The sequence below is a fragment of the Candidatus Allofournierella excrementigallinarum genome, from assembly GCF_944388085.1.
GTDB classification, from domain to species: domain Bacteria; phylum Bacillota; class Clostridia; order Oscillospirales; family Ruminococcaceae; genus Allofournierella_A; species Allofournierella_A excrementigallinarum.
Genome location: NZ_CALXHK010000026.1, coordinates 23,225 through 35,262 on the forward strand (window position 1 = coordinate 23,225; position 12,038 = coordinate 35,262).

At 66.5% G+C, this 12,038-nt stretch carries 11 protein-coding genes; 9 read left to right on the forward strand and 2 right to left on the reverse strand.

What is annotated here, in order from left to right:
• The first annotated feature begins 113 nt into the window (after window positions 1-113).
• From ftsH to ACH2AT_RS06500, 6 genes are all read left to right on the forward strand, one after another.
• Window positions 114-1,991, forward strand: a complete 1,878-nt coding sequence (gene ftsH / locus ACH2AT_RS06475) for an ATP-dependent zinc metalloprotease FtsH (RefSeq protein WP_394964484.1) — start codon at window positions 114-116, stop codon at window positions 1,989-1,991.
• Window positions 1,992-2,097: 106 nt separating this feature from the next.
• On the forward strand, window positions 2,098-3,432 hold the full coding sequence (locus tag ACH2AT_RS06480; RefSeq protein WP_394964505.1) for a D-alanyl-D-alanine carboxypeptidase family protein: 1,335 nt from the start codon (window positions 2,098-2,100) through the stop codon (window positions 3,430-3,432).
• A gap of 165 nt (window positions 3,433-3,597) precedes the next feature.
• Entirely contained in the window at window positions 3,598-5,346 is a 1,749-nt protein-coding gene (locus ACH2AT_RS06485; RefSeq protein WP_394964486.1) for an efflux RND transporter periplasmic adaptor subunit, read from the forward strand.
• A 5-nt stretch (window positions 5,347-5,351) separates the two neighbouring features.
• Window positions 5,352-6,056, forward strand: coding sequence for an ABC transporter ATP-binding protein (locus tag ACH2AT_RS06490; protein ID WP_394964488.1), 705 nt, complete (start codon window positions 5,352-5,354; stop codon window positions 6,054-6,056).
• Window positions 6,049-7,308 carry an ABC transporter permease gene (locus ACH2AT_RS06495; protein ID WP_394964489.1) on the forward strand — a complete coding sequence of 420 codons (1,260 nt, stop codon included), beginning with the start codon at window positions 6,049-6,051 and terminating at the stop codon, window positions 7,306-7,308. The genes ACH2AT_RS06490 and ACH2AT_RS06495 overlap by 8 nt, the downstream gene beginning before the upstream one ends.
• Window positions 7,309-7,422: 114 nt before the next feature.
• Window positions 7,423-8,262 (forward strand): hypothetical protein, encoded by an 840-nt coding sequence (locus ACH2AT_RS06500; RefSeq protein ID WP_394964491.1) that lies wholly within the window; start codon window positions 7,423-7,425, stop codon window positions 8,260-8,262.
• Window positions 8,263-8,308: 46 nt separating this feature from the next.
• On the opposite strand, the gene ACH2AT_RS06505 is transcribed toward ACH2AT_RS06500, so the two are convergent.
• Window positions 8,309-8,761 (reverse strand): DUF3021 domain-containing protein, encoded by a 453-nt coding sequence (locus ACH2AT_RS06505; protein WP_394964493.1) that lies wholly within the window; start codon window positions 8,759-8,761, stop codon window positions 8,309-8,311.
• A gap of 11 nt (window positions 8,762-8,772) precedes the next feature.
• On the reverse strand, window positions 8,773-9,210 hold the full coding sequence (locus ACH2AT_RS06510) for a LytTR family DNA-binding domain-containing protein (RefSeq protein WP_394964495.1): 438 nt from the start codon (window positions 9,208-9,210) through the stop codon (window positions 8,773-8,775).
• Between the two features lie 161 nt (window positions 9,211-9,371).
• On the opposite strand from ACH2AT_RS06510, the gene proC reads away from it, so the two are divergent.
• The 3 genes from proC to ACH2AT_RS06525 all read left to right on the forward strand — a co-directional run bounded on the left by proC (window position 9,372) and on the right by ACH2AT_RS06525 (window position 11,938).
• Window positions 9,372-10,181, forward strand: a complete 810-nt coding sequence (gene proC / locus ACH2AT_RS06515) for a pyrroline-5-carboxylate reductase (RefSeq protein WP_394964497.1) — start codon at window positions 9,372-9,374, stop codon at window positions 10,179-10,181.
• Entirely contained in the window at window positions 10,178-11,008 is an 831-nt protein-coding gene (locus ACH2AT_RS06520) for a Cof-type HAD-IIB family hydrolase (RefSeq protein WP_394964499.1), read from the forward strand. The genes proC and ACH2AT_RS06520 overlap by 4 nt, the downstream gene beginning before the upstream one ends.
• 150 nt (window positions 11,009-11,158) lie before the next feature.
• Window positions 11,159-11,938 carry a sulfite exporter TauE/SafE family protein gene (locus ACH2AT_RS06525; protein ID WP_394964501.1) on the forward strand — a complete coding sequence of 260 codons (780 nt, stop codon included), beginning with the start codon at window positions 11,159-11,161 and terminating at the stop codon, window positions 11,936-11,938.
• Window positions 11,939-12,038 lie beyond the last annotated feature (100 nt).

The window sequence follows — 12,038 nt, forward strand, 5'->3', positions numbered from 1 at the left end:
GCCGCAAAAAGATTTTATCTTCGTTCATATTTTCTTCATATCCAGCGGATATGCTATAAACATGAAAAAAGGCGGCGAGCCGCCATCCCAAATAAGCACAAAGGCGGTGTTTTATGAAGACGCGCGGGCCGAAAAACCCCAACAAGGTGCTGATCTATTACTGCATCGGCGCGCTGGTGGCGCTGCTGGTGTTCAACTGGCTCATCTTCCCCCAGATGATGCGGGGCGCAGTGATCGAGGTGACCTACAACCAGTTCCTCTCGGACCTCTCGGCGGGCAGCGTGGTGGCCGTGGAGGAGAACTCCACCGCCGGCACCATCACCTATCAGGTGAAGGATGAAAACGGGCGGGACCGCATCTGCCAGACCGCCATCGTCAACGACCCCGACCGGGTGGACCGCATCCTGGCGGCCACCGGCCCCGACGGCAGCGCCGTGCAGTACGGCGGCGTGGTGCCCACCCAGGCGTCCCCCGCCATGAACCTTTTGTTCGGCGTGGTGCTGCCGGTCATCATCATGGTGGCGGCGGGGCAGCTGCTTATGCGCTGGATGGCAAAAAAGATGGGCGGGCCCAACGCCATGAGCTTCGGCAAGTCCAACGCCAAGGTGTATGTGGAGGCCCAGACGGGCAAGACCTTTGCCGACGTGGCCGGCCAGGACGAGGCCAAGGAGGCCCTGGCCGAGATCGTGGATTTCCTTCACAACCCCAGCAAATACAACAGCATCGGCGCCACCCTGCCCAAGGGCGCGCTGCTGGTGGGCCCTCCGGGCACCGGCAAGACCCTGCTGGCCAAGGCGGTGGCGGGCGAGGCCCACGTGCCCTTCTTCTCCATCTCCGGCTCGGAGTTCGTGGAGATGTTCGTGGGCATGGGGGCGGCCCGCGTGCGGGACCTGTTCCGCCAGGCGGCCCAGAAGGCCCCCTGCATCGTGTTCATCGACGAGATCGACACCATCGGCAAAAGCCGCGACGGCGCCGCCGGCATGGGCGGCAACGACGAGCGGGAGCAGACCTTGAACCAGCTGCTCACCGAGATGGACGGCTTCGACGGCTCCAAGGGGGTCATCATCCTGGCCGCCACCAACCGCCCCGAAACGCTGGACAAAGCCCTTTTGCGCCCGGGCCGCTTCGACCGGCGCATCCCGGTGGAGCTGCCGGACCTGGAAGGCCGCGCCGCCATCCTCAAGGTGCACGCCCGCAAGGTGATGATGGACGAGAACGTGGACTACATGGCCATCGCCCGGGCCACCTCCGGCGCCTCCGGCGCGGAGCTGGCCAACATGATCAACGAGGCGGCGCTGCTGGCGGTGAAGAACGGGCGGCGCATCGTGCGCCAGAGCGACCTGGAGGAAGCGGTGGAGACGGTGATCGCCGGCTACCAGCGCAAGAACAAGGTGCTCAGCCAGAAGGAAAAGCGCATCGTGGCCTACCATGAGATCGGCCACGCCCTGGTGGCCGCCAAACAGACCGAAAGCGCCCCCGTCACCAAGATCACCATCGTCCCCCGCACCTCCGGGGCGCTGGGCTACACCATGCAGGTGCCCCAGGAGGAAACGAACCTGCTCACCCGCCAGGAGGCGCTGAACAAGATCGCCACCTTCACCGGCGGCCGGGCCGCCGAGGAACTCATCTTCGGCAGCTACACCTCCGGCGCCTCGGGCGACATCGAGCAGGCCACCCGCCTGGCTCGGTCGATGGTCACCCGCCTGGGCATGAGCCGCCAGTTCGACATGATGGCCCTGGAGACCACCGCCGGCAAGTACCTGAACGCCGACGCCACCCTGGCCTGCAGCGAGGGCACCGCCGAAAAGATCGACGAAGAGGTGCTTTCCATCATCAGGGAGGCCCACGAAAAGGCTACGGGCATCCTCAAGGAGAACATCGACAAGCTCCACGAGCTGGCCGCCTTCCTGATGGAGCGGGAGAGCATCACCGGCGAGGAATTCATGGAGATCCTCAACCGCCAGCCCCTGCCCGAGCAAAGCGCACAATAAAAAATTCCCGCCACCCCGTTTGGGTGGCGGGAATTTTTGCTGGTTGTAAGGCGGCCTTCCTTCCCGTATAATGAAAGGAGCAAACAACGGGAGGAAACGGCACGTGATGAAAAAATTCCTGGCCCTGGCGCTCACCCTTGCGGCGGCGCTGACCTGGGGCTTTTCCGCCGCCGCCGGGTGGGACCCGCCGGAAGGGGCGGTGAACGCCGAGGCGGTGGTGCTCTACAATGTGGACACCGGCACGGTGGTGTACGAGAAGAATTCCCGCCAGGTGCGGGCCGCCGCCAGCCTCACCAAAATGATGACCGCGCTGCTGCTGGCGGAAAGCGGCGAGGACCTTTCCCAGGCCTTCACCATCCCCGAGGAGCTGCGGGAGGAGTTCGACCGCATCCAGGCGGAGAACGGCTCGGACGCGGACCTGAAGATAGGGGAGACGGTCACGCTGGAAAGCCTGCTCTACGCCTGCCTTCTGCCCAGCGGCAACGACGCCGCCAGCGCCATCGCCTATTACCTGGGCAATGGGGACATGCAGGCTTTTTTTGACAAGATGAACGCCCGGGCCACCCAGCTCGGGTGCGAAAACACCAGCTTTACCTGCGCCCACGGCCTTTACGGCCTGGAATACGGCAACCACTCCACCGCCTGGGACATGTTCCTCATCGGAAAGGCCTTCCGGGAGAACGACCTGCTGATGGAGGCGGTCACCCAGACCGGCTACTGGATGCCCCTCACCAACGTGCACACCACGCCCGAGAGCGCCGACGCCCCCGAGGGCGCGGCCTACTACATCACCACCACCAATGTGATGCAGCTGCCGGACCAGGCGCTCTACCGCCCCTACATCCGGGGCATCAAGACCGGCTTCACCGACGAGGCGGGCCGGTGCTTCGTCTCCAGCGCCGAGTCGGGCGGCATGACCTGGCTGCTGGTGGTGATGGGCGCGCCCGTCCAGCTGGCCCAGGACGGTTTCAACTGGGCCTTCCACACCACCGCCGGCCTCTACGACTGGGCGCTTGTGAACTTCTGGCCGGTGGCCCTGCCCAACACCGAGACCCCCGTGGCCAGCGTGCCGGTGAAGTGGTGCGCCGAGGCCGAAACGGTGGACCTCTACGCCGCCTCCACCCTCACCACCCTGCAATGCGCGGACAGCCAGGTGGAAGTGGTGGCCGAGGGCCTGCCCGAGACGCTGGAGGCCCCGGTAAAAGCCGGGCAGACGGCGGGCCGGGCCGTGGTCTATGTGGACGGCGAGGCGGTGGGCACGGTGGAACTGGTCACCGCCGCCGCCTGCCAGCGCAGCGCCTGGCTCTATTATAAAGACCGGCTGGCCCCCTTCGCCCCCGCCTTCATCGCGGCGGCGGCGCTGGCGGCTGCGCTGCTGCTCTTCTGGGCGGCGCGGGCGGCAGGGAACCGGCGCAAACGGCCCGCCTCCGTCCGGAGATAAACGCAGGAGCAAAAAGGTGCGCCTCATCAAACGGAGGCGCACCTTTTTGTGCACTCCACAAAATTTTCACCGTTCTTTCCGGCTGATTTCACAATCCCCCCGTAAAATACACCGTAGCATTCGCCCGGCCCGGGCGAAGACAAGGAACAATGGGGGAATTGTTTTATGAGCAAGATCAAAACTGCCTGCGCGGGCGCGGCGGCCTTTGCCGGCCGGCACAAAAAGGCGGTCATCGCGCTGGCGCTGCTGGCGGCCGCCGCGGCGGCCGCCGCTCTTTTCCTGCGCGGGCGCTTTGCCCGCCCGGCGAACCTGCCCGCCGCGGGCGGCAGCTACGTGCGCACCGTCACCCTGCAGAAAGGCACCCTGGAGGACTCCATCAGCGCCACCGGCACGGTGCAGAGCAGCGAGGTGTCCAACGTGACCACCGACCTGAAATACACCGTGAAGACAGTGGACGTGCAGGTGGGCGACTCGGTGGAGGAGGGGGACGTCATCTGCACCCTGGACACCTCCGAACTGGAAGAGAGCATCCAGAAGCTGCAGGAGAGCCTGGCCGACGCCAAGGCCACCGCCCAGACGCAGTATGAAAAGGCCCAGGCCAGCCTCACCGAGGCGGAGGAGAACGTCAAAAGCACCTACGACGATATGAAGGAGGCCGAAGACGAGCGGGATTCCGCCAAAAGCGCCTATGAGACCGCCGCCGCCGCAGTGAGCGGCTACCAGGCCGAGGTGGACGCCGCCAACGCCGACCTGCTCGCCAAGCTGAACGCCCGCCAAAGCGCCCTCGCCGCGTGGCAGGCGCTGGGCGGCTCGGTGGACGCGAACGGCGACCCGGTGGACCCGCCCGCCCCCACGGCGGAACCTGCCCCCGGCGACCCCAGCGGCGGGGAGCAGGCGGCCGCCTTTGCCCTGACGGCGGAGCAGGAGGCGGCCAAGGCCGCGCTGGTGACGGCAAACAGCGAGTACCAGGCCGCCGAGCAGGCCCTGCAGACCGCCCAGGCCAACCTGCAGGCGGCCCAGTCCGCTTCGAGCTACACCTCCCTTTCCAGCGCCTACACCCAGGCCCAGACCGCCTACGAGCAGGCCAAGACCACCTACGAGAACGCCGTCAAGACCAGCGAGACCGCCGAGGAAAGCCGGGACACCGCCCTGGAAAGCTACAACAAAGCCGGCGAGAGCGACGAGCTGGAGGACCTCCAGTCGCAGCTGGAAAAATGCACCCTGAAGGCCGAGACCTCCGGCAAGGTCACCGCGGTGAACGCCACGGTGGGCAGCGCCGTCGACGGCGCCGCCGCCACCATTCAGGACACCGACCATCTCAAGATCGCCATCTCCATCGCCGAGTATGACATCGGCAGCGTCAGCGAGGGGATGCGCGCCGTTATCACCAGCGACGTGATCGACGGCGAGATCAGCGGCACCCTCACCCAGATCTCGCCCACCGCCTCCGGCGGCGGCTCCTCCTCCAGCACCTTCTCCGCCGAGGTGACGGTGGATGACGAAAACAGCGGCCTGCTCATCGGCACCAACGCCAAGGTGCAGATCATCCAGTCCACCACCGAGGACGTGTTCACCGTGCCGCTGGACGCCATCGAGGAACAAGAGGACGGCACCTCCGTTATCTATGTGCGCACCGGCGAGGAAGACGGCGAGCCCGTCTTTGAACAGGTGCAGGTGACGGTGGGCGCCTCCAACGACTACTACGCCGAAGTCAGCGGTGCGGACCTGGAAGAGGGCATGATCGTGCGGGCCTCCGCCGACCCGGAGGAAGCCACCGAAGAGGTGGGCGGTTCTTCCGACATGATGATGATGGGCGGCGGCGAAGTGGTCATCGCCGCGCCCGCGGACGGCGGCGCGGCCATGCCCTCCGGCGGCGGCAACATGGGCGGCGGCCGGCCCGGGATGGGAGGCTGACGGCTATGCAGCAGCCAATCATCGAAATGCGCGGCATCGTCAAGCGCTATTACATCGGCAAGCCCAATGAATTGGAGATCCTCCACGGCATCGACCTTGCGGTCTGGCCCGGCGAGTTCGTGGCCATCGTGGGCGAGAGCGGCAGCGGCAAATCCACCCTGATGAACATCATCGGCGTGCTGGACCGCCCCACCGAGGGCAGCTACACTCTGGACGGGGTGGACGTGGGCAAAGCCAAAGACAGCGAGCTTTCCGCCATCCGCAACCGCAAGATCGGTTTCGTGTTCCAGACCTTCAACCTCATCGGGCGCACCAGCGCCCAGAAAAATGTGGAGCTGCCCATGCTCTATGCCCGGGCGCCCGCCCGCCAGCGGGCAAAGCGGGCCAGGGAGCTGCTGGCCCAGGTGGGCATGAGCGAGCGGGCCAGCCACGAGCCGAACGAACTGTCCGGCGGGCAGAAGCAGAGGGTGGCCATCGCCCGGGCGCTGGCGAACGAACCGGCCCTGCTTCTGGCGGACGAACCCACCGGCGCGCTGGACTCCGCCACCAGCCGCACCGTCATGGACATCTTCCACGAATTGCACCGTCAGGGCATGACCATCGTGCTCATCACCCACAGCCAGCAGCTGGCCCAGGAGTGCCAGCGCATCCTCACGCTGCAGGACGGGCGCATCATCGGCGAGCGGAAGGGGGCGGGCCGCAGTGCTTGACAACATCCGCATGGCCTTCGCCAGCCTCTGGGCGGGCAAGATGCGCGCCCTGCTCACCATGCTGGGCATCATCATCGGCATCGGCTCGGTCATCGCCATCGTCACGGTGGGCGACTCCCTCTCCGGTTCCCTCACCGACAGCCTCCAGAGCTTCGGCGTGGGCAACATCACCGTCAGCCTGCAGCAGAAGAGCGAGAGCGACTCCGGCGGCGGGGCGGTGCGCATGTTCAGCATGGCCCGGCCCTCCGAGGAGGACCTCATCACCGACGCCATGCTGGAGGAATACCAGGCCGCCTACGCCGGCAGCATCTACGCCATCTCCCTGGAGAGCGCCCTGGGCACCGGCACGGTGGGCGGCGGCGAGGACACCGCTTCGGTGCAGGTGACCGGCGTCAACGCCCAGTACGCCGACGCCAACGAGCTGGAGCTGCTCTGCGGGCGCTTCGTCAAGGACTCCGACGGCGAGCGCCAGCTGGCGGTGGTCAGCGACCTGGCCTGCGAGACCCTGTTCGGCCGCGCTGATTCCTCGGTGCTGGGCCAGAGCTTTCAGGTCACGGTGGGCCAGAAGCTGCTCACCTTCTATGTGGCGGGCGTTTATGAATACGACGACAGCGGCTACTTCAGCATGACCGGCGAGGACCCGGTCACCGAGATGTACATCCCGCTGGCGGCGGCCCAGAAGCTGGGCGAAGCGGACGAGGGCTACCAGAGCTTCACGGTGGTGGCCGCCTCCGGCGCCGACACCGCCGCCTTCCTGGACGAGACCGAGGCCTTCTTTTCCAGCTTCTACACCCGCAACGAGAGCTGGACGGTGACCGCCACCAGCATGGAGAGCCTTGTCGAGGAGATGACCAGCATGCTGAACACCGTCAAGCTGGCCATCAGCGCCATCGCGGCCATCAGCCTGCTGGTGGGCGGTATCGGCGTGATGAACATCATGCTGGTCAGCATCACCGAGCGCACCCGGGAGATCGGCACCCGCAAGGCCCTGGGCGCCCGCCGGGGCGACATCCGCCTCCAGTTCATCACCGAGGCGGTGGTCATCTGCCTGGTGGGCGGCGCGCTGGGGGTGGCCCTGGGCGTGGCTTTGGGCAGCGTGGGCGCGTCCCTGCTGGGCTACGCCGTAAAACCCAGCCTTTCCGCCGTCCTCGTCGCAGTGGGCTTCTCCATGGCCATCGGCGTGTTCTTCGGCTATTACCCGGCCAATAAGGCCGCCAAGCTGGACCCCATCGACGCGCTGCGCTACGAGTGAGCGCCGTGCCCTCTTGCAAGCCGTGATATAATGATGGTGTACTCCGCCGCAGGGCCTGCCGGAACAGGGCAGGCCTTGCGGCGGCCGTTCTTGGATGAAAAAGGAGTGGATACCATGGGTTTTGCAACGGGCAAAAAACGGATGACTCTGGCCGCGCTGGCGGCCGTTCTGGCGCTGGCGGTGGCCGGCTGCGGCGCGAAGCCGGTGACGGTGGACCCGGCGCCTTATCTGTCGGTGGAATTTTCCGGCATGAGCGGCGAGGGCACGGCCGTCTGGAGCTTTGACAGCGAGGGCTTCGCCGCGGCCTGCGGCGAAGATGTGAAGGACGCGGTGGGCCTTGCCGCCTGCGTGGACGGCAGCCTGGACAAGGCGGAGGGCCTTTCCAACGGCGACACGGTCACCTTCCGGTGGAACTGCGACGCTGAAACGGCACAGGAAGAGCACAACGCCGTCCTGGCGCCGGAAGACGCCGCCTTCACGGTGGAGGGGCTGGACGAATGGGTGACCGCCCTGGACCAGATCGGCCAGGAGGACTGGGATGCCCTGGCGGCCGCCGGTGAAGAGGCGCTGCGCCAGAAGGAGGGCGACTCCATCCTTTCCGCCGGCTGCCTGGGCGGCTACATGCTGGTGCGCCAGGACTTCAGCAGCGAGATGGTGGACGTCCATAACATGCTCTATGCGGCCTACAAGGTCCAGGCTCAGCTGCCGGACGGCAGCACCCTGACCTACTACGCCGGCGTCGGCTTCGGCGACCTGGTGCTCCACGGCGACGGCTCGGTGGAGGCCACCGGCGACTACGGCTTTCTGGCCTACGGCAACATCGACGTGAAGGTGAACGGCGATTACTACAACTTCACCGGCTTCGAGACGCTGGAGGACATGAACGCGGTGTGCATCGACGGATACTCCGGCATGTACGCGGTGGAGTCCAACGTGACCGAGGCGGCCGCGTAAAGATGAAAAGCGCTCTCCCCGTGGGGAGGGCGCTTTTTTGCGCGGGTCAGCCGTTTCGCCGCAGCCCCTCGTTCAGCTGCCGCGCCGCGCGGCGGGCGGCGGCCCAGCCGGCCAGCCAGAAGGCCAGGAACAGCGCGAGGAAGACGGCAAAATAGCTCAGAAAGCCCGCCAGGCTGTGCTCCATCCAGTGGGCCAGCCAGGCGGAGGGCAGCATCGCCAGCGAAGCGCCCAGGAAATATACGGCGGTCTGTTTTGCGTAGCTCCAGTCCTCCCGCCGCCACACCAGCGACAGGGCGGAGAACGCCGCGCCGATGCCGGCGCACAGCACCGCCTGCGCCGCCACGGCGGCGGCTTCGCTGCCCACGGCCTCGGCCAGCGGGGGCATCACCGCCAGATACTCGCCGCCGCCCCAGAAAAAGGAAACCAGGATGGTGATGGCGTAGCCGATGGCCAGGCCCACCGGCGCGCCCTGCGCCGCGTAAAGAAGGATCTTTTTCATCTTGATGCACCTCATATCCCCAGAATCTGTTTGATGGCGGGCACATACCGGCGGGACACATAGCTGGCGGTCCCGTTTTTCAGCCGCACGCAGATGGTGCCGGAAAGGCCGGTGTCAAAGCTCTCCGCCCAGTCCAGGTTCACCAGTTCCGAATGGGAGATGCGCACGAACCGCCGCCCCGCCAGCCGGGCCTGGGCTTCATACAGCCGCATCCGCAGCAGGTATTCGCCCTTTTCCGCCACGGCGTACACCTTGCCCGCCGCGGCGTACACCCGCACCAGCGCGTTTGGGTCCAGCACTTCCAGCCGCCCCGCCCGCTCGCCGCACAAAAGGGGCGGCTGCTCTGCCAGGCGGTGCAGCAGCTGCTCCACCTCGCTCGTCACGGCGGCGGTGCGCAGGGTCAGTTCCGGCTCGGTGCAGGCCGCGTCCAGCACCACTTCCACTTTCATCCCCCTCGCCTCCTTTCACTGCCATTATAGAGGAAAGGGAGGGGCGCTGCCAACGCTTTTTCCACAGTCGGTCGATTTTGGGCCTCAGCCGGCGTTTTTCCTTTGCATGCGGGGGCAAAGTGTGCTATGCTCTTCTTAAATAAATGAAGGAGGGGTGCAACATGGGTTATACCTTCGGATTCATCGGCGCCGGCAGCATGGGCGGCGCGCTGGCCCGGGCGGCCTGCCGCTGGCGGCCGGAGCAGGTGGTGCTCACCGACCGCACGCTGGACAAGGCGGTGGCCCTGGCCGAAGAGCTGGACTGCGACATCGCCATGGACAACAACGCCGTTGCCCGGGAGGCGAAGTTCATCTTCCTGGGGGTCAAGCCCCAGATGATGGGGGAGATGCTGGCCACCCTCGCGCCCACGCTGGAAGGGCGGGGCGGGGGATACGTGCTGGTGAGCATGGCCGCCGGCCTCACCATCGCCCGGCTGGAGGAGATGCTGGGCTTCCCCGCGCCCATCCTGCGCATCATGCCCAACACCCCCGCCGCCATCGGCGAGGGGATGATCCTCTATGCCGCCAACGAGCGGGTGGCCGCCGCCGACGTGGAGGAATTCTGCGACAAGATGGTGGGCGCGGGCCGCCTCGACCGGCTGGAAGAGCGCCTCATCGACGCGGCCAGCTCGGTGTCCGGCTGCGGGCCGGCCTTCGTGTATCAGTTCATCGAGGCTTTGGCGGACGGGGGCGTGGCCTGCGGCCTGCCCCGGCCCAAGGCCATGGAGTACGCCGCCCAGACCCTGGTGGGCGCGGCGGGCATGGTGCTGGCCACCGGCCGCCACCCCGGCCAGCTGAAGGACGAGGTGTGCAGCCCCGGCGGCAGCACCATCGCCGGGGTCTACGCCCTGGAAAAGGGCGGGATGCGCGCCGCGGTGATGAGCGCCGTGCTGGAAAGCTTTGAAAAGAACAAGGAGCTGGGCAAACAATGAGCGGACTGGGCATTCGCCTTGTGGGGCTGGACATCGACGGCACCCTTCTGAACAGCGCCGGGCAGCTCACCATGCGCACCGAACAGGCCATCCGCGCCTGCATCGCCGCGGGCTGCCTTGTGGTGCCCGCCAGCGGGCGGCCCTGGGGCGGCCTGCCGAAGGCATTCACCTCCATCCCCGGAGTGGACTGGGCGGTCACCGCCAACGGGGCCACCCTGGTGGACCTGGCCGCCGGGCAGGTGGCCGAGCGCCGCTGGATGAGCCGGGAGGACTGGTCTTACGCCTGGGACCTCACCGCCGGCTTTGACCGGGTGATGGACCTGTTCCTGGACGGCTGGGGTTACAGCGAAGCCGCGAAGCTGGAGCGGGCGGAGGACTGGGCGCCCCCCGGCATGGCGGGCTATCTGCGGTCCAGCCGCCGTTCGGTGGAAAACGTGCACGCCTTCGCCGGGCAGCAGGCGGCCATCGAAAAGGCCAACCTCTTTTTCACCCACCCCGCCCAGCGCCTGGAAGCCTGGCGGCTGCTGGAAGAGAGCGGCCGCTTTGAGGTGAGCGCCTCCAGCGCCGTGGGCATCGAGCTGAACGCCAAAGGGGTGGACAAGGCCGAGGGCCTGCTGGCCCTGGGGCGGCGGCTGGGCATCCAGCCCGCCTTCATCATGGCCTGCGGCGACGCGGGCAACGACCTGCCCATGCTGCGCCGCGCAGGGGTGGGGGTGGCCATGGGCAACGCCGCCCCGGCGGTGAAGTCGGCGGCCCGCTTCGTCACCGACACCAATGACAACGACGGCGTGGCCAAGGCGCTGGAGCGCTTTGTGCTGGGCCGCTGAAAAGGAAAAACAAAGGCCCCTCTTTTCCCGGGAAAAGAGGGGCCCTTTTGCCGCCCGGAAAAAGGGGCTTGTCCCGGCGGGTGGTTTGTGCTATCCTCAATACCGTGCGGCAAAACGGGCCGCAACTCGAAACGGGGAAGTGACCTTTTTATGCTGGACTGGCTGCCGCTCTCTCTGCCGGCGATGCTGTTTTTGTGCTCGATGGTGGGCCTTGCGGGCTTTGTGGACGCTGCCGCGGGCGGCGGCGGGCTCATCGCCCTGCCCGCCTACATGGCGGTGGGTCTGCCCATGCACTATGTCTACGGCTGCAACAAGCTCTCGTCGGCGGTGGGCACCACCTTCTCCACCGCCCGCTTTTTCAAAAACGGCGCGCTGGAACTCAAGGTGGGCCTCGCGGCCGCCGCGGCCAGCTTTATGGGCAGCGCCCTGGCCAGCCAGGTGGTGCTGCTTTTGCCGGACGCGTCCCTCAAGCTCATCCTGCTGGTGATGCTGCCGGTGGCGGCGGTCATCATCCTCACCCGGCGGGACCTGGCGGGCCCTGACCGGCCTGCCTTGCGGCAGGGGACGGGCAAATGGTGGAAGGCGGCGGCCATCGGCTTTTTCATCGGCAGCTACGACGGCCTCATCGGCCCCGGCACCGGCACCTTCGCCATCCTGGCCTTCTGCATGTTCATGGGCTACGACCTGCGCAGCGCCTCCGGCAACGCAAAGCTTTTGAACCTTGCCAGCAACTACGCCTCGGTCATCACCATGGTCACCGCGGGCAAGGCGCTCTACGCCGTGGCCCTGCCGGCGGCGGTGTTCGGCATCATCGGCCACCTGCTGGGCAGCGGCATGGCGCTGAAAAAGGGCGCGAAGTTCATCCGCCCCATGATGCTCTGCGTGCTGGCGCTGCTTCTGGCGGACCTGGTGGGGGAGCTGCTCGCATAACCTAAAACAAAAAAAGCGCGGGGAATGCTCGGTGGTCGTAAAACAGTAATATTTGAATTTCTTGGAACAGGCATGATTTCGGTCATGCCTGTTCCGCTTT